Origin of the sequence: Streptomyces sp. NPDC056503, from assembly GCF_042794995.1 — a bacterium.
GTDB lineage: Bacteria > Actinomycetota > Actinomycetes > Streptomycetales > Streptomycetaceae > Streptomyces.
In genome coordinates, this window is record NZ_JBHTST010000161.1 from 1 (window position 1) to 17,681 (window position 17,681).

At 74.4% G+C, this 17,681-nt stretch carries 15 protein-coding genes; 6 read left to right on the forward strand and 9 right to left on the reverse strand.

Translation table 11 applies throughout. The features are described 5' to 3' along the window. Window positions 1-46 precede the first annotated feature (46 nt). The 6 genes from cseC to ACFQ8C_RS32525 form a co-directional block, all read right to left on the reverse strand. Complete coding sequence (gene cseC / locus ACFQ8C_RS32500) at window positions 47-1,363, reverse strand: two-component system sensor histidine kinase CseC (RefSeq protein WP_383464696.1); 1,317 nt, start codon at window positions 1,361-1,363, stop codon at window positions 47-49. 3 nt (window positions 1,364-1,366) lie between these two features. Continuing rightward, a complete protein-coding gene (cseB, locus tag ACFQ8C_RS32505; protein WP_383464699.1) occupies window positions 1,367-2,077 on the reverse strand; it encodes a two-component system response regulator CseB in 711 nt (236 codons plus the stop codon). Between the two features lie 186 nt (window positions 2,078-2,263). Further along, on the reverse strand, window positions 2,264-3,070 hold the full coding sequence (locus ACFQ8C_RS32510; RefSeq protein WP_383464701.1) for a hypothetical protein: 807 nt from the start codon (window positions 3,068-3,070) through the stop codon (window positions 2,264-2,266). Continuing rightward, window positions 3,058-3,654: a SigE family RNA polymerase sigma factor gene (locus ACFQ8C_RS32515; protein ID WP_383464703.1), complete on the reverse strand. Its 597-nt coding sequence runs from the start codon at window positions 3,652-3,654 to the stop codon at window positions 3,058-3,060. Before ACFQ8C_RS32515 ends, ACFQ8C_RS32510 begins: the two co-directional genes overlap by 13 nt. Window positions 3,655-3,803: 149 nt before the next feature. Further along, a complete protein-coding gene (locus ACFQ8C_RS32520; RefSeq protein WP_383464706.1) occupies window positions 3,804-4,847 on the reverse strand; it encodes an A/G-specific adenine glycosylase in 1,044 nt (347 codons plus the stop codon). Window positions 4,848-4,880: 33 nt separating this feature from the next. Next, window positions 4,881-5,558, reverse strand: a complete 678-nt coding sequence (locus tag ACFQ8C_RS32525) for a phosphatase PAP2 family protein (RefSeq protein WP_383464709.1) — start codon at window positions 5,556-5,558, stop codon at window positions 4,881-4,883. A gap of 280 nt (window positions 5,559-5,838) precedes the next feature. Between ACFQ8C_RS32525 and ACFQ8C_RS32530 the strand changes: the two genes are divergently transcribed. Next, on the forward strand, window positions 5,839-6,705 hold the full coding sequence (locus ACFQ8C_RS32530) for a hypothetical protein (RefSeq protein WP_383464712.1): 867 nt from the start codon (window positions 5,839-5,841) through the stop codon (window positions 6,703-6,705). A gap of 263 nt (window positions 6,706-6,968) precedes the next feature. Here ACFQ8C_RS32530 and disA read toward each other — a convergent pair whose 3' ends face one another. After that, a complete protein-coding gene (disA, locus tag ACFQ8C_RS32535) occupies window positions 6,969-8,093 on the reverse strand; it encodes a DNA integrity scanning diadenylate cyclase DisA (protein ID WP_383464715.1) in 1,125 nt (374 codons plus the stop codon). Between the two features lie 476 nt (window positions 8,094-8,569). After that, window positions 8,570-9,976 carry a DNA repair protein RadA gene (radA, locus tag ACFQ8C_RS32540; RefSeq protein ID WP_383464718.1) on the reverse strand — a complete coding sequence of 469 codons (1,407 nt, stop codon included), beginning with the start codon at window positions 9,974-9,976 and terminating at the stop codon, window positions 8,570-8,572. Between the two features lie 184 nt (window positions 9,977-10,160). Here radA and ACFQ8C_RS32545 point away from each other — a divergent pair, with 184 nt between their 5' ends. After that, window positions 10,161-11,999 carry a hypothetical protein gene (locus ACFQ8C_RS32545; RefSeq protein WP_383464721.1) on the forward strand — a complete coding sequence of 613 codons (1,839 nt, stop codon included), beginning with the start codon at window positions 10,161-10,163 and terminating at the stop codon, window positions 11,997-11,999. 52 nt (window positions 12,000-12,051) lie between these two features. Here ACFQ8C_RS32545 and ACFQ8C_RS32550 read toward each other — a convergent pair whose 3' ends face one another. Then, window positions 12,052-12,858, reverse strand: coding sequence for a hypothetical protein (locus tag ACFQ8C_RS32550; RefSeq protein WP_383464734.1), 807 nt, complete (start codon window positions 12,856-12,858; stop codon window positions 12,052-12,054). A 149-nt stretch (window positions 12,859-13,007) separates the two neighbouring features. On the opposite strand from ACFQ8C_RS32550, the gene ACFQ8C_RS32555 reads away from it, so the two are divergent. From ACFQ8C_RS32555 to ilvD, 4 genes are all read left to right on the forward strand, one after another. Beyond that, window positions 13,008-13,952, forward strand: a complete 945-nt coding sequence (locus ACFQ8C_RS32555) for a Ppx/GppA family phosphatase (RefSeq protein WP_383464724.1) — start codon at window positions 13,008-13,010, stop codon at window positions 13,950-13,952. Between the two features lie 156 nt (window positions 13,953-14,108). After that, window positions 14,109-14,933 carry a sugar phosphate isomerase/epimerase family protein gene (locus ACFQ8C_RS32560; protein ID WP_383464727.1) on the forward strand — a complete coding sequence of 275 codons (825 nt, stop codon included), beginning with the start codon at window positions 14,109-14,111 and terminating at the stop codon, window positions 14,931-14,933. Beyond that, window positions 14,930-15,544, forward strand: a complete 615-nt coding sequence (locus ACFQ8C_RS32565) for a TetR family transcriptional regulator (RefSeq protein ID WP_383464729.1) — start codon at window positions 14,930-14,932, stop codon at window positions 15,542-15,544. The genes ACFQ8C_RS32560 and ACFQ8C_RS32565 overlap by 4 nt, the downstream gene beginning before the upstream one ends. 157 nt (window positions 15,545-15,701) lie before the next feature. After that, window positions 15,702-17,555, forward strand: a complete 1,854-nt coding sequence (ilvD, locus tag ACFQ8C_RS32570; protein WP_383464731.1) for a dihydroxy-acid dehydratase — start codon at window positions 15,702-15,704, stop codon at window positions 17,553-17,555. Window positions 17,556-17,681: the final 126 nt, after the last annotated feature.

Here is a 17,681-nt window from a genome sequence, read left to right on the forward strand (position 1 = left end):
GGCCGGGTTTCCGACGAAACCCGGCCCCACGCGCGCGTGCCCCCGTCTACCCCGGGAGCCGCAGGATCGGGAAGCTCCCCGTGTTCGTCGGCGCGTGATCCGGCAGCCACAGCACCGCGACCGCCCCGCCGACCCCCTCCGGCGAGCCCTCCGAGGCCACGTTCCGGAAGGTCAGCCGGGCCCCGAGGACCCGCGCCTGACCGGCCGCGATCGTCAGGCCCAGGCCGTGGCCCTGACCCGCGCGGTCGCTCGTACCGGTACGGAAGCGGCTCGGGCCCTCGCGGAGCAGCGCCTCGGGGAAGCCGGGGCCGTGGTCCCGTACCCGTACCACCCGGCCCTCGACGGTGACCTCCACCGGGCCCTTGCCGTGCTTGGCCGCGTTGGCCAGCAGATTGCCGAGGATCCGCTCCAGCCGGCGCGGGTCGGTCGACACCCAGGACTCGTGCACCACCCGGACCTCCGCGTCCGGGAACATCGACCGCACCCGCCGCTCCACGAACTCGCCGAGCGCGATCTCCTGGAGCTCCGCCCGCTCCGAGGCCCCGTCGAGCCGGGCCACCTCCAGCACGTCCTCGACCAGCGTCCGCATCGCCTGCGCCCGGTCCCGCACCAGCTCGGTCGGGCGCCCCGGCGGCAGCAGCTCGGCCGCCGTGAGCAGCCCGGTCACCGGGGTGCGCAGCTCGTGCGCGATGTCCGCGGTGACCCGCCGCTCGGCCTCGATCCGCTCGTGCAGCGCGTCGGTGAGCGAGTCGATCGCCCACGCCAGGTCGTCGGTCTCGTCCCGTACGACTCCGCCGACGGCGTCCCTGACCCGGACGTCGCCGTTGCCCTGGGCGACCCGCCCGGCCGCCGCCGCGGCCTTCCGCAGCCGCCGGGAGAGCTGACCGCCGACGAGGATGCCGAGCGCGCAGCCGCCGAAGACCACCGACACCGAGCCTATGACCAGCGCCCGGTCGAGGTCCTTCATGATCGTGGCGCTGCGGTCGGCGAAGGGGATGTGCAGCGAGAGCACGTCCCCGTTGGCCAGCGGTACCGCCGCCCACACGTCCGGCGGCCCGCCGTGCCGGTGCTCCTGCACGTACGTGCCGCGCCGCTGGGCCCGCATCAGCTGGTCCAGCTGGTCCGGCAGCGCCGGGTCGTTGATCTTGGCGCCGAAGCGCGGCTCCTTCGGCTTGGAGGTCTCGTAGAGGCGCTGGGCGAAGAGCAGCCGCTCCATCTGCACCTCGCGCGCGTTGTCGAGCATCGAGATGCGGGCGGCGTTGTGCACGACCACGCTGAGGGTGACCGCGATCAGCGCGCCGACCGCCGCGATGGCCAGGGCGATCTTCCAGCGGACGCCGGTGCGGAGCGGGAGCGCTCTCACCGATCAGCCCCTGAGCTTGTAGCCGAAGCCGCGGACCGTCTCGATCCGGTCCTGGCCGATCTTGGCCCGCAGCCGCTGCACGTGGACGTCGACGACCCGGGTGTCGCCGCCCCAGCCGTAGTCCCAGACGCGTTCCAGCAGCTTGTCCCGGGAGAGCACGGTGTTCGGCGCGGAGGAGAACTCCAGGAGCAGCCGCATCTCGGTCGGGGTCAGCGCCACCGGCTCGCCGCTCCGGCGCACCTCCATGCCCTCGGTGTCGACCTCCAGGTCCCCGTCGCCGAAGACCAGCGGCCCGCCGTCGCCGGCGGCGCCCTCGGCCGCGTCGCCCGTCCCGTTGCCGGCCGCGTGACCGAAGCGGCGCAGCACGGCCCGGATGCGGGCCATCAGCACGGAGCCGTCGAAGGGCTTGGTGACGTAGTCGTCCGCCCCGGCCTCCAGGCCGAGGACGACGTCGATGGAGTCGGCGCGCGCCGACAGCATGATCACCGGCACGGTCGACTCGTCGCGGATGCGACGGCAGAGGCTGACCCCGTCCATGCCCGGCAGCATCACGTCGAGGAGGGCGATGTCCGGCCGGTGCGCGCGGAAGGCGTCCAGGCCGGAGAGCCCGTCGGGCATCGCCGTGACGCGGAAGCCGTCCCGCTCCAGGGCGAGCTGGGTGGCCTCACGGATGACGTCGTCGTCCTCGACGAACAGGACATGGGTCTCGGCCATCGTGCGGGTCCTTCGGGTGGTGGGCGTCTCGGAGCGGTGCGGGACGGGCGGTGCGGTACGGGGACGGGCGGTGCGGGGGCTTGCGGTGTGGTGCGGGCGGTGCGGAGGAGGCGCGGGCGGTGCGAGGCGGTGCGAGGCGGCGCGGTGCGGTGCGAGGCGGTGCGGTGGCGCCGGCCGGCGGCGGTGTCAGCCGGCGGCGGACGGACTCGGTGTCGGCTGCGGCATCTCGCCGGTCCCGTCGCCCTCGCCGACGGCACGGCTGTAGTCGTTGTGCACCCAGTCGTGCTGGGTGAACCTGTTCCCCGACCAGCGGTACGTGATGACGTCCTCGCCCGACGGGTAGGCGACCGGGTCGCCCTCCGCGTACACCTGCTTCGTCACGATCAGGTCGCCCCGGTCGATGGTGCCGTAGACCGCCGCGTCCTCGGCCATGAAGACGTTCTCGTAGCCGTCGGCGCCCCCGCCGCTCTTGCCGCGGTAGACGTACGTGCCGATGCCGACCGCGTCGCCGCAGGTCATCACGTTGACGACGACGTCCGGCGCGGAGCCGTTGGTGAGGTTCCCGTACGAGGTGTCCACCGGGTACGCGTCGGCCGCGCACGGCTTCAGGTCGGCCTTCATCCGGGCGCCGATCTTCGGGTCGCCCTTGAGGAGCGCGATCGGGTCCACCCGCTGGGCCTCCTTCGCCGAGCCCGAGCCCGAGTCCGAGGCGGCGGCGGGCGGCGTGGGGGCGGCGGCCGGCGCGTCGGCGCGGGCCGCGCCCTCGTCGCGCGAGCCGGTGCCGCCCGTGGAGCACGCGGCCATGAACAGGCCGAGGGCGGCGAGTCCGGCCATCGCCGTGACACCCGCCGCCTTGGAACCCACCGCCCGCGCCACCGCGCCACGGGCACCGCCGGCGCCACCGGCCGGGACACCGGTTCCGGAGTCCGTTCCGGGGCCGGGGCCGCCGTGGGTTCTGGCGCCGTCGACTTCGCCGTCGTCTAGGCCGCGCACCGCTCGCGCCCTCCCTCGTCACCTCGCACGGCCGCCGTAGCCGACCGCTGTCCACCGGTCCGCTCCACGGGCCGCCCCAGGGCGAGGGCGTCCAGGTCGCGGCTCTCCAGTTCCTGGCGGAGCCGGGCGAGGGCGCGGTGGAGCGTCGACTTCACCGTACCCGTCGACATGCCCAGCGCGGCCGCGGTCTCCTCCGTGCTCATCTGCTCCCAGTGCCGCAGCACCACGACGCTGCGCTGCTTGGGCGCGAGCACCTTCAGGATGTCCATGAGCAGGGCCCGGTCGGCGTGCTGCTCGGTCGGGTCCTCCACGCTCGCGTCCGGAAGCTGCTCGGTCGGCACCTCTTCGAGGCGGCGCGCCCGCCACCACTCCGTCCGCGTGTTGATCATGACGCGGCGCAGGTAGGCGTCGGCCAGCGACTTGTCCGCGATCCCGTCCCAGCGGCCGTACGTGCGGACCAGCGCCGTCTGGAGCAGGTCCTGCGCGTCGACCGGGTCGGGTACGAGCCGACGGGCGCTGCGCAGCAGCGCGTCCTGTCGCGTGCGGACGTACTCCTCGAAGTCGAGCACCTCGCCCTGGCTCATCCCGGCTGCCTCCACATCCCCGTGACCTGCTTGTTCTCCGTGTCGATGACGACGCTACGGAGCGGTTGTCACGGGGCTGTGCGGGGCAGCCGTCGGTGGACGCACGGCTACCCATCGGTTGTGTAACAGCGGCGGCCGGGCCGGACGCCTCAGGTCAGCGGAAGCCGGTACCGCCCGCCGTCCAGGGGCTCCACCAGACCGTCCGAGACCAGGCCGTCCAGGGCCCGGCCGCGCTGGACCGGCTCGTCCCAGACCGCGTCGAGCGCGGACTGGGGGACGGAGCCGGGGGCGTCACGGAGCACGGCGAGGAGCCGGCCGCGGACCTGGCGGTCGGTGCCCGCGTACGTCTGGCCGCGGCGGGGCGGGCCGTCGTGGGCCGGCTTGCCGGCGAGCAGCCAGGCGCAGCGGTCGGCGACGGGGCAGCGCCCGCAGTCCTCGTTCTTCGCCGTGCAGACCAGGGCGCCCAGCTCCATGGAGGCGGCGGCCCAGCGGGCCGCGGTGCCCTCGTCCTCGGGGAGCAGCGCGCGGGCGAGGCGCCGCTCGGCGGCGGTGGTGGCGTTCGGCGGGTACTGGATGCCGCTCGCCGCGCGGGCGAGGACCCGGCGCACGTTGGTGTCGAGGACCGCGTGGCGCTGCCCGAAGGCGAAGGAGGCCACGGCGGCGGCGGTGTACTCGCCGATGCCGGGGAGGGCGAGGAGCTGCCCGTGGTCGCTCGGCACGTCACCGCGGTGCCGGTCCCTTATCGCCACGGCCGCCGCGTGCAGCCGCAGGGCCCGGCGCGGGTAGCCGAGCCGGCCCCAGGCGCGGACGGCCTCGCCGGGCGGCTCGGCGGCCAGGTCGGCCGGGCGCGGCCAGCGCGCCAGCCACTGCTCGTAGACCGGGAGCACCCGGACGACGGGCGTCTGCTGGAGCATGAACTCGCTGACCATGACGCCCCAGGCACCGGCCTCGGGGCGGCGCCAGGGCAGGTCGCGGGCGTGCCGGTCGAACCAGGCGAGGACGGGCCCGTGGAGCTCGGCCGGAGCGGTACCGGTGCTCGACGGGCCCGTACCGGTGCGCGACGGGTTGATGCTGGTGTCGGTGTCGGTGTCGGTGTCGGTGTCGGTGCCGGTGACGGGCAGGCCCGCGCCGGTGCGGGTCGGCGTCGCACCGGTGGGGAGGGACAGGGAGGCGGGGGCATCGATGGAAGTCATGGCACCCCCGATCCTGGCACGTCCGGGGAGCGATCAGTACGCGCCGTGGCGCGCGCGAGAACGGCGCTCGGGGCGCGTGGAGGCGTGCGCCGGGGTCGCGGGCCCCCGCCCCGCGCACCAGACGACCGCCGCGCTCCTGCTGGACCGGGCCGTCTCCACCAGCGCCGTCACCGGCCGACGGGCCGCCCGCATGAAGAGGAAGGCGACCAGACCGCCGAGGAGCAGACCCGCGGTCACGTCGTGCGGGTAGTGGACGCCCACGAAGACGCGGGAGAAGGCCATGAGGATCGCCATCGGCACGGTCAGCCAGACGATCCCGCGCCACGAGAGGGCGAGCGCGATGGCGGCGGCCCCGGCGATCGCGGAGTGGTTGCTGGGGAAGGACCAGTCGCCGTACGCGGGGCAGTCGATGAGCGCGGCGGGCGCTCCGGCGACGGCCCGGCACGGGCGTTCCTCGTCGATCAGCGACTTCAGCCCCTCGCTCACCACGTAGCCGAAGGCGGTGGCGAGCGGGGCGAGGAACGCGAGCGCCATCGCGTGGCTCGATCCGTTCCGCGAGCGCCACCACCCGGCCAGGAACAGCGCGCCGAAGAGCAGCAGTCCGAGCTCCGTCCAGACTTCGGCGAGCCACTGGAACCAGTGTGGTGTGGAGTGCGCGAAGTCGAGGATGTCGAGGTAGAGGCGGTCGGAGAGGTCGAGGAGGTTGTCCATGGTGCATGACGCTAACCGGAATCCGGACCGCCCGGCCCCGGGCCAAGGAACGATACGACCCCTGACGAAAGTGGGGGATGGGTGAGGAGGGGGCGTCGAAGGGACGTCGAAGGGACGTCGAAGGGACGTCGAGGGGACGTCGAGGGGACGTCGAGGGGGCGATTTTCGGCCGTCCTGTGGAGAGTTCCCGTTCCCCGAGGATGTGATCATCGGCAAAACTTGGGCTCTCGGGCGGCGGGTGGGGCGGGAGTTGGGCGGGATCTCTCGTAAGGTTCGGGGCGTGGGATCTTTGCGCAATCCGGTCGGGCCGCTTCCCTCCACCATCTACTGGCGACGGAGGGCGATCGCGCTGTGCCTGATCGCACTTCTCTCCCTGCTCACCCTGTGGGCCCTCACCTCCGGTGACGGGGGCGGGAAGAAGACGGGCGACGCCGCCAACGGCTCGTCCCCCGCTCCCTCCATCACCCCCGGCCCGGGCGGAACCGGACCCGCCATCAGCCAACAGCCGGGCGGGCGCGACGAGTCGGGCGACTCCGGCGACGCGGGCGAGTCAGGCACGGGCGACGGCTCGGGATCGGGATCCGGTGACGGTTCGGACGCCGGTTCCGGTACGGACACGGGCGCGGGTTCCGGCGACGGCGAGGCCGGTTCCGGTGCGGCGGGCAAGAACGGCGACACCGATGGCGCGGGTGGCGACGGCGGGGCCGGCACCGGCGCGGGACAGCGTCTTCCGGCCGGCTCCCCGCTCCCGAACTGTCCTGCCGGATCGGTGGAGTTGACGCTGCGCAGCATCAAGCTCACCTATGAGCCCGGCGAGAAGCCCCGCTTCCACCTGGTCCTCAAGAACACCTCGGACACCGACTGCAAGGCCGACCTCGGCCCGCGCGCCGCCGTGCTGAAGATCAGCAACCCGCAGAGCGACCGGCTCTGGTCGTCCGACGACTGCCCGAGCCCCGCCGATCCGGTGCTGCTGAAGCTCCCCGCGCGCTCCACGATCACCCACACCGTGGAGTGGGACCTCAGGCGCAGCGCCCCGCAGTGCGCCACCGCCCCCGCGGGCACGGCCGGCCCGGGCAACTACCTGGTCGAGGCGACCGTGCCCGGCGTGAAGACGGTCGCGGCGCCCTTCGCCCTCGCCAAGGACTGAACCCGGGGAGGCGGCCCACCTGGCGCCGCCCCGGACCGACGGCACCTGCCGGGGCGGACCCGGTCTGGTGACACCTGCCGGACGGACCCGGCCCGGCGGCACCGCCGGGTGGCTCCCGACCGGCGGTACCCGCTTGGGGTGTCCAGGACAGGCGGTACCCGCCTGGGGCACCCAGGACAGGCGGTACCCGCCTGGGGCACCCAGGACAGGCGGTACCCGCCTGGGGCACCCAGGACCGGCGGCACCCGCCGGTCCGGCCGCCGTCAGACGTACCGCTCCAGGATCGACGACTCCGCCAGCCGCGACAGGCCCTCGCGGACGCTGCGGGCCCGGGCCTCGCCGACGCCGTCCACGGCCTGGAGGTCGTCCACGCTCGCCGCGAGCAGCTTCTGGAGCCCGCCGAAGTGCTCCACCAGCCGCTCGATGATCGCGCCGGGGAGGCGCGGCACCTTCGCGAGCAGCCGGTAGCCGCGCGGCGAGACCGCCGAGTCGAGCGTCTCGGGGGAGCCGCTGTAACCCAGGGCCCGCGCGACGACCGGCAGCTCGAGGAGCTCGGTGTGGGAGAGCGCGTCCAGCTCGGTCAGCGCCTCCGCGACCGTGCGGGAACGCTTCGCCGTCGGCTCCGGCACGTAGTCCCGGATGACCAGCTCGCGCTCGGGCTCCACACCGGCGATCAGCTCGTCGAGCTGGAGCGAGAGGAGCCGGCCGTCGGTGCCGAGCTCGACCACGTACTCCGCGATCTCGGTGGCGATCCGGCGGACCATCTCCAGGCGCTGGGCGACGGCGGTGACGTCCCGGACGGTCACCAGGTCCTCGATCTCCAGCGCGGAGAGCGTGCCGGCCACCTCGTCGAGGCGGAGCTTGTACCGCTCCAGGGTCGCGAGCGCCTGGTTGGCGCGGGACAGGATGGCCGCCGACTCCTCCAGGACCCGTCGCTCGCCGTTCACGTAGAGCGCGATCAGGCGCATCGACTGGGAGACGGAGACGACGGGGTAGTTGCACTGCTTGGAGACCCGGTCCGCGGTGCGGTGGCGGGTGCCGGTCTCCTCGGTGGGGATGGAGGCGTCCGGGACCAGCTGCACACCGGCCCGGTGGATCTTGGAGATGTCCTTGTCGAGGACGAGCGCCCCGTCGAGCTTGCACAGCTCCCGCAGGCGGGTCGCGGCGAACTCGACGTCGATCACGAAGCCGCCGGTGCACATCGAGTCGACCGTCTTGTCCATGCCGAGGACGATCAGGCCACCGGTGTTTCCGCGGAGGATCCGCTCCAGGCCGTCGCGCAGCGCGGTGCCGGGCGCGACCGCGCTCAGGGCCGCGCGCATCAGCGCTTCGTTGCCGGAGCCCGCGCCGGACTTTCCGGGAGCTGCTGCCCCGTCCTTGGCTGCCACTGCACTCCTCCGGCTCGTACGGATGGGCGAGACCAGGGCAAAGTCTAGCGACACCACCCCGCGGCCCTGGGCCGCACGCCGGTCGGGGGTGCTCCGGACGGGCGCCCGCCGGGGCGCCCCGGTCGCGATCCGCCCTACCCGCTCGACCGTCCGCCTACCCCTCCACACCCCCACCGGGGTACGCGTGGAGTAGCGGTCGGGTAACGGTGGAGCCCAGGGCGCCGCTCCGCGGGACGCGCCCCGGGGCCTGGTCGGAGCCCCCGCCTCCTCCGTCTTCCGGAGGTGCTCAGGGTCCCGGCCGGTCCCGGCCTTCTCCGTCTTCCGGAGGTGCTCAGGGGCCCGCCCGGCCCCACCTCCTCCGTCTTCCGGACGTGCTCCCGGGCCCCGGCCGGTCCCGGCCTTCTCCGTCTTCCGGACGTGCTCCGGGCCCGCCCGGCCCCGCCTTCTCCGTCTTCCGAGCCGCGCGCCGGGCCCGCTCAGCCCCCCGACTCCTCCGTCTTCCGGGCCGGGCGCCGGCTCTGCGGCAGGACCCGCAGGGCGTCGCCCATGTCCGCGACCTCCGTCACCTTCATGCCGGCCGGCACCTTCCCCGGGTCCCCGGGGACCAGCGCGTGCGTGAAGCCCAGCCGGTGCGCCTCGGCGAGGCGGCGCTGTACGCCGGTGACCCGCCGCACCTCGCCCGCGAGGCCGACCTCGCCGATCGCGACCAGGTTCTTCGGCAGCGGGGTGTCGCTCGCGGCGGAGGCCAGGGCGAGGGCGATCGCCAGGTCGGCGGCGGGCTCGGAGAGCTTCACCCCGCCGACGGTGGCGCTGTAGATGTCGCGCTTCCCCAGCGCGCTGATCCGGCCCCGCTGCTCCAGGACCGCGAGCATCATCGAGACCCGGGAGGTCTCCAGGCCGGAGGTGGTCCGGCGCGGCGAGGGGATCTGGGAGTCCACGGTCAGCGCCTGCACCTCGGCGACCAGCGGCCGGCGACCCTCCAGGGTGACCGTGAGGCAGGTGCCGGGCACGGCCACGTCACGGCGGGTCAGGAAGAGCCCGGAGGGGTCGGCGAGACCGGTGATCCCCTCGTCGTGCAGCTCGAAGCAGCCGACCTCGTCCGTCGCCCCGTACCGGTTCTTCACGCCCCGGACCAGGCGCAGGCGCGCGTGCCGGTCGCCCTCGAAGTGCAGCACGACGTCCACCAGGTGCTCCAGGAGCCGGGGGCCGGCGATCGCCCCGTCCTTCGTCACATGGCCGACGAGCAGCGTGGACATCCCGCGCTCCTTGGAGGCCCGGATCAGCGCGCCCGCGACCTCGCGGACCTGCGCCATGCCGCCGGGGGCGCCGTCGATCTCCGGCGAGGCGACCGTCTGCACCGAGTCCAGGATCAGCAGCGAGGGCTTCACCTCGTCCAGGTGGCCGAGGACCGCCGACAGGTCCGTCTCGGCCGCCAGGTAGAGGTGGTCGCTGAGCGCGTTGATCCGGTCCGCGCGGAGCCGGACCTGGCTCGCGGACTCCTCGCCCGTCACGTAGAGGGTGCGGTGCGCGTCGCTCGCCGCCTTGGCCGCCACGTCGAGCAGCAGCGTCGACTTGCCGACGCCGGGCTCGCCCGCGAGCAGCACGACCGCGCCGGGCACCAGACCGCCGCCGAGGACCCGGTCCAGCTCGTCGACGCCGGTCGTGCGGGCGGTCGCCTGCCGGACGTCGACCTGGCCGATGGGGAGCGCGGCCGTGGAGACCCGGCCGGCGGCGGTGGTCCTGACGGCGGGCGCGCCGTACTCCTCGACCGTCCCCCACGCCTGGCACTCGGGGCAGCGGCCGAGCCATTTGGCCGTCTGCCAGCCGCACTCGGTGCAGCGGTAGGACGGACGGTCCTTGGCGGATTTCGTACGGGCAGCCATGCCCCACACCGTAGCCGCCGCCACCGACAGCGGACCGCCGTCCACCCCCTGCCTGTGGACAGACCGCCGCCGCGGCAGCGGAACACCCTGCTCGTGTCCCCTTTCGAGTGATGGCTTCACCCGTAAGGCTGAGAAGGGCGGATCCGATATGAAGAGTGCCCCCTTACGCGCCTACGGTCGCCCAGTGACGAGCAGCAGGCTGGACCCCTCCCGCACCCCGGGCGCCCATCGGGCGCGCCGCGGCCCGCAGCAGGGACCGCGCACGCTCGGCCAGCGGCCCCCCGCCCGTTACGAGGCCGCCCTCGACGGACTCTTCACGTACTGCCTCTCCGTCCTCTGCGACCACGACACCGCCACCGCCGTCCTCGGCGACGTCCTCGCCGCCGCCGAACGCCACCACGGCCGCTGCCCCTCCGACGAGGAGGGCCGCACCGCCTGGCTGTACGCGCTGGCCCGCTGGGCCTGTCTGCGCAGCCTCGGCGAGCGGCGCCGTCGGCGACAGGGCGCGCACACCGGCCGTCCCGCCGTCACCCCTCCCGGGCCGCCACCGGTCTCCGCCGAGACCGCCGACCGCCGCCACGCCGAACTGGCCACCCTCGCGTGGCCCGAGGCCGCCGGCACCACCCCCGAGCAGCGCGAGGCCCTGGAACTGGCCGTCCGGCACGGTCTGAGCCCGCGCCAGGTCGCCGCCGTCCTTGCCCTCGACCCGCAGGCCGCGCGCGAGCTCCTCGCCACCGCCGCCTGCGAGGTCGAGCGCACCCGCGCGGCGCTCGCCGTCGTCTCCACCGGCAGCTGCCCCACCGTCGCCCGGCTCCTCACCGGAGACCAGCGGGTGATCCTCTCGGCGGCCCTGCGCGCCGAACTCGTCCGGCACGTCGACGACTGCCCGGTCTGCCGCCGCACCGCCGAGCGGGTGGGCGCCGCGGCGCCCTGGCCGGGCGGCGGGCCGCGCCCCGTCCAGGACGGCCTGGCGCTGGTCGAGGCCCCCCGGGCCGCCGCCTACATGGCGATGCTGCACGTCCCACGCGCGCGTGCGGGCGCCCCCCGCTTCGCCCCGACCGGCTTCCCGATCGACCCCAAGGACCTCGTCGCCCGCCGCGACCGGATGCGGGCCCGCGCGGTCACCACCACCGTGGTCGCCGCCGTCCTCGCCGCCCCGGTGCTCGCCCTGTGGACCTCGTACCGGGGGGTCCCGGCGGGCGCGGAGGCCGGGCGGGACGACACCCGGGTCAGCGCCGGCGAGAGCGAGGACGCGACGGGCGCGGACGGCCGTCCCTACGACCGGTACGAGAACGCCGGAAACGCCCGGGCGACCCCCGCCCCCGGCTTCGTCCGGGGGAGCCGCGCCCCCGGCGTCTCCGTCGAGGTGGTCTCGCCCGCCCGGTCCGCCGCCCCGGCCTCCCCCGCGCGCCCCGGCGACCCGGCGCCGGGCTGGATCGGCGTCACCGCGCGCTGCCTGGGCGGCGTCACCCTGATCACCCTCAGCGGGGAGGGCGGCACCCCGGTCGACTGGTCGCTGTGGACGGACGCGCCCTGGCTGTACGTGACCCGCTCCTCCGGCACCCTCGCCCCGGGCGAGACGGTCACCGTCGCCGTCCGCGTCGACCCGGCCCGTGAACCGCGCGGTCCCTGGAGCGCCCGGATCGGCGTGGACCCCACCGGCGCGGTGCTGCGGATCAGCGGCCAGGGGCCCGTCGCCCCGATCGACGACCGGGTGATCCCGCCCCCGCCGGTCACCACGGACCCGACGACCCCGCCGACCGCGCCGCCCACGGGCGGCCCGGTGGACCCGGAGCCGACCGACCCCACGGAACCCACGCGGCCGCCGACGACCCCGCCGACGACGGAGGAGCCGACCACCCCGCCGCCGACCACGGAGCCCACGACCCCGCCCCCGACGACGGATCCGACGACACCCCCGCCGACCACGGACCCGCCCCCGACCACGGACCCGGGCACCACGGAGCCGACGGCCCCGCCGGCGACGGACGAACCGGCCCCGCCGTCCTCCTCGTCCCCCTGACGGATCCCTCCCTGACGGACCCCTCCCGGCCGGTTCCTCCCGGAAGGAGGAGCTACGGCTTCGGGTCGGCCGGGTGCGGCGCCACCATCGGCAGCGTCGAGGCGAGCCGCGCCTCGCAGAGGCCCACCAGCACGTCGTACGCGTCCTTGCCCATCATCTCGACCAGCTCCGGCCGGTACGAGACGTAGACCGGCTCCCCGCCGCCGTGCGCGGAGGTCGCCGAGGTGCACCACCAGTGCAGGTCGTGACCGCCGGGACCCCAGCCCCGCCGGTCGTACTCGCCGATGGACACCTGGAGCACGCGCGTGTCGTCGGGGCGGTCGATCCAGTCGTACGTCCGGCGCACCGGCAGCTGCCAGCAGACGTCGGGCTTCGTCTCCAGCGGCTCCCGGCCCTCCTTCAGGGCCAGGATGTGCAGCGAGCAGCCGGCGCCGCCCGCGAAGCCCGGCCGGTTCTGGAAGATGCACGAACCCTTCCAGCGGCGGGTCTGCCGGTCGCCGTCCTCGTCGACCTGCGTCCACCCCGTCTCGCTGCCGACGTCGTGGAACTGCCACAGCTCCGGCGTCAGCCGCGCCACGTGCTCCGCGACCCGCTTCTCGTCGTCCTCGTCGGAGAAGTGGGCGCCCAGCGTGCAGCAGCCGTCCGCCGCCCGGCCCGCCTGGATGCCCTGGCAGCCGCTGCCGAAGACACAGGTCCAGCGCGAGGTCAGCCAGGTCAGGTCGCAGCGGAAGACCTGCTCCTCGTCGGCGGGATCCGCGAACTCCACCCACGCGCGCGGGAAGTCGAGCCCCTGCTCGTCCGGCTCCTCGCCCTTGCGCTGCTTCCTCACACCCTTGACGGGCGGCTTCCCGCCCTTCACGTCCCGCGCGTACTTCACGTCCCGCACGTCGTGCGCGACCTCGTCGCGGGCACCGTCGCCGCCGGAGGCACTTTCTTTGCCCGGCTTCGCCTTGTTCGTCTTTGGCACAACTCCAAGCGTATGCGGGTGGGCGCAGTAGCGTTTCCGCCATGAGACTCGGAGTCCTCGACGTCGGTTCGAACACCGTCCACCTGCTCGTGGTGGACGCCCACCCCGGCGCCCGCCCGCTGCCCGCCCACTCCCACAAGGCGGAGCTGCGGCTCGCCGAACTCCTCGACGCCCGCGGCGCCATCGCGCCCAGCGGCGTCGAGCGGCTCGTCGGGACCGTCCGCGACGCGCTCCAGGCCGCCGAGGACAAGGGCTGCGAGGAGGTGTTGCCCTTCGCGACCTCCGCCGTCCGCGAGGCCGGCAACGCCGACGACGTCCTCGCCCGGGTCAGGAAGGAGACCGGCGTCGACCTCCAGGTTCTCACCGGCGAGGAGGAGGCCCGGCTCACCTTCCTCGCCGCCCGCCGCTGGTTCGGCTGGTCCGCCGGCAAGCTCCTCCTCCTCGACATCGGCGGCGGCTCCCTGGAGGTCGCGTACGGCATCGACGAGGACCCCGACGCCGCCGTCTCCCTGCCGCTCGGCGCCGGCCGGCTCACCGCCGGCTGGCTGCCCGGCGACCCGCCCGACACCGAGGACGTCAAGGCGCTGCGCCGTCATGTGCGCGCCCAGATCGCCCGCACGGTCGGCGAGTTCAGCCGCTTCGGCAAGCCCGACCACGTCGTCGCCACCTCCAAGACCTTCAAGCAGCTGGCCCGGATCGCCGGCGCGCCCGGCTCCGGCGAGGGCCTGTACGTGGAGCGGCTGCTGACCCGCGCCTCCCTGGAGGAGTGGGTGCCCCGGCTGGCCGCCATGACGGGCGGCGAGCGCGCCGCCCTCCCCGGCGTCTCCGAGGGCCGCGCCGCCCAGCTCCTCGCCGGCGCCCTGGTCGCCGAGGGCGCGATGGACCTGCTCGGCGTGGAACAGCTGGAGATCTGCCCGTGGGCCCTGCGCGAGGGCGTGATCCTGCGCCGCCTCGACCACCTCCCGGAGCTCCTGTCGGGCGAGTGAGCCCGTTCCCCCGGACCCGTTCCCCCGGACCCGGGGCCGCGCCACGCGCGTGTGCGTACGGGGGCGGACCGGCGGCGTACGGGGGCGGACCGGCGGCGTGCGGGGGTGACCGGAACCACCCTCCCGCGCCCAGGTGCGCCCCGTACCCTGTCTTCCGTGGCAGAACCAGCGGTGCGCGTCCCGGATGCGAAGGTCGCCCTGTCGACGGCCTCGGTCTATCCGGAGTCGACGGCGACGGCCTTCGAGGTCGCCGCGCGCCTCGGCTACGACGGCGTCGAGGTCATGGTGTGGACCGACCCGGTCAGCCAGGACATCGAGGCCCTGCGCCGGCTCTCCGACCACCACCGGGTACCGATCCTCGCCGTCCACGCCCCCTGCCTGCTGATCACCCAGCGCGTCTGGTCCACCGACCCCTGGGTCAAGCTCCAGCGCGCCCAGGCGGCCGCCGAGAAGCTCGGCGCCTCCACCGTCGTCGTCCACCCGCCGTTCCGCTGGCAGCGCCAGTACGCCCGCGACTTCGTGACCGGCATCTGGCGGATGGCCGACGAGACCGACGTCCGCTTCGCCGTCGAGAACATGTACCCGTGGCGGTACAAGGACCGCGAGATGCTCGCGTACGCCCCCGAGTGGGACGTCACCAAGGACGACTACCGGCACTTCACGATCGACCTCTCGCACACCGCGACCGCCCGCACCGACACCCTCGCGATGATCGACCGCATGGGCGACCGGCTCGGCCACGTCCACCTCGCCGACGGGCGCGGCTCCGCCAAGGACGAGCACCTGGTGCCGGGCCGGGGCACCCAGCCGTGCGCCGAGCTCCTGGAGCGGCTGGCCGTGACCGGTTTCGACGGGCACGTCGTCATCGAGGTCAACACCCGGCGCGCGATGTCCGCCGCCGAACGGGAGGCCGACCTCGCCGAGGCGCTCGCCTTCACCCGGCTCCACCTCGCCTCGACGACCCGGGGCACGCGCGCGTGAGCGGGGACTCCCCCCGGCGCCGCGGCCGCCCCGCCCGCGCCGCCGCCGGCGACACCGCCCCCGGCGCGCGCGAGCGCATCCTGGCGGCGGCCAGGACCCGGTTCGCGGAGCGCGGCTACGACAAGACCTCCGTCCGCGGCATCGCCGAGGACGCCGGGGTCGATCCGGCCCTCGTGCACCACTACTTCGGCACCAAGGACGAGGTCTTCGCGGCGGCGATCGAGGTCTCCTTCGAGCCGGCGCTCGTCGTCCCGGCCATCCTCGACGGCCCGCGCGAGGCGGTCGGCGAGCGGCTGGCCCGCTTCTTCGTCGGCGTGTGGGAGAACCCGGCGACCCGCGCCCCGCTGCTCGCGGTCATCCGCTCCGCGGTGACCCACGAGGCGGCGGCCAAGGTGCTGCGGACCTTCGTGCTGCGCCGGCTCCTGGAGCGGATCGCCGACGGACTGGCCGTACCGGACCCGAAGCTCCGGGCCGAGCTGGCGGCCTCGCAGATGATCGGGATCGTGATCCTGCGGTACGTGCTCCAGGTGGAGCCGCTGGCCTCGGCGGACCCGGAGCGGATCGTGGCGGAGGTCGCCCCGACGCTCCAGCGCTACCTGACCGAGGCCTGACCGAGGCTGACCGCCTCGGGCGGCGGCACCCTGCGGCCCGACCGTCCCCGCTGACCGACTGCTGGAATCCCGTCCCGCATTCCGGACGGGATGTCCAGATCTTGGAGTGGCGGCGTACGCTCGAAGCAAGCCCATCCATCACGAGGAGCGAGCGACGATGCCCGAACTGAGGTCCCGCACTGTCACCCACGGCCGCAACATGGCGGGCGCACGCGCCCTTATGCGCGCCTCCGGTGTACCGGGCGCGGACATCGGGCGGAAGCCGATCATCGCCGTGGCGAACTCGTTCACCGAGTTCGTCCCCGGCCACACCCACCTCCAGCCGGTCGGCCGGATCGTCTCCGAGGCCATCACGGCCGCCGGCGGCATCGCCCGCGAGTTCAACACGATCGCCGTCGACGACGGCATCGCCATGGGCCACGGCGGCATGCTCTACAGCCTGCCCTCCCGCGACCTGATCGCGGACAGCGTGGAGTACATGGTCGAGGCGCACTGCGCCGACGCCCTGATCTGCATCTCCAACTGCGACAAGATCACCCCCGGCATGCTGATGGCCGCCCTGCGCCTGAACATCCCGACGGTCTTCGTCTCCGGCGGCCCCATGGAGTCCGGCCGCGCCACGCTCGTCGACGGCACCGTCCGCACGCTCGACCTGGTCGACGCGATCTCCGACGCCGTGAACGACGCGATCTCGGACGAGGACATCCTCCGCATCGAGGAGAACGCCTGTCCCACCTGCGGCTCGTGTTCCGGCATGTTCACCGCCAACTCGATGAACTGCCTGACCGAGGCCATCGGCCTCTCCCTGCCGGGCAACGGCTCGATGCTCGCCACCCACACCGGCCGCCGCGCCCTGTACGAGAGCGCCGCCCGCACGGTCGTCGAGATCACCCACCGGTACTACGACGAGGACGACGCCTCGGTCCTGCCGCGCTCCATCGCCACCCGCGCGGCCTTCGAGAACGCGATGGCGCTCGACATCGCCATGGGCGGCTCGACCAACACGATCCTGCACCTGCTCGCCGCCGCCCAGGAGGCCGAGCTCGACTACGGCCTGTCGGACATGAACGAGGTGTCGCGCCGCGTCCCCTGCCTGGCCAAGGTCGCCCCGAACGTCGCCCCGCGCGGCACGTACTACATGGAGGACGTCCACCGGGCCGGCGGCATCCCCGCCATCCTCGGCGAGCTGTACCGCGCCGGGCTGCTCAACGAGGACGTCCACTCGGTCCACTCCCGCTCCGTGAAGGAGTGGCTGGACGCCTGGGACGTGCGCGGCGGCTCGCCCACCGACGAGGCCGTCGAGCTGTTCCACGCGGCCCCCGGCTGCGTCCGCTCCGCGGAGGCCTTCTCCCAGTCCGAGCGCTGGGAGACCCTCGACGTGGACGCGGCCGGCGGCTGCATCCGCGACGCGGCCCACGCCTACTCCAAGGACGGCGGCCTCGCCGTGCTGCGCGGCAACATCGCCGCCGACGGCTGCGTGGTGAAGACCGCCGGCGTCGACGAGTCGATCTGGACCTTCGAGGGTCCGGCCGTCGTCTGCGAGTCGCAGGAGGAGGCCGTCGAGAAGATCCTCAACAAGCGGGTCAAGGACGGCGACGTGGTCGTCATCCGCTACGAGGGCCCCAAGGGCGGCCCCGGCATGCAGGAGATGCTCTACCCGACCTCCTTCCTCAAGGGACGGGGCCTGGGCAAGACCTGCGCCCTGGTGACCGACGGCCGCTTCTCCGGCGGCACCTCGGGCCTCTCCATCGGCCACGCCTCCCCGGAGGCGGCCTCGGGCGGCACCATCGCCCTCGTCGAGGACGGCGACCGGATCCGCATCGACATCCCGAACCGCGCGATCGAGCTGCTGGTCGACGACGAGACCCTGGCCGCCCGCCGCGAGGCGCTCGGCGGTGTCTACGCGCCGAAGAACCGCGAGCGCAAGGTGTCGGCGGCGCTGCGGGCGTACGCGGCGATGGCGACGAGCGCCGACAAGGGCGCCGTCCGGGACGTGTCGAAGCTCGGCTGACGCCGCGGCGGAGCCCGCCCGGGTTCCGCCGGAGCCGTATCCCCGCCTCCACGCGCGCGTGGAGGCGTATCCCCCGCCCCACGCGCGCGTGGGGGACTTCCCGTCGCGGACGCGCGGGGAGCGGGC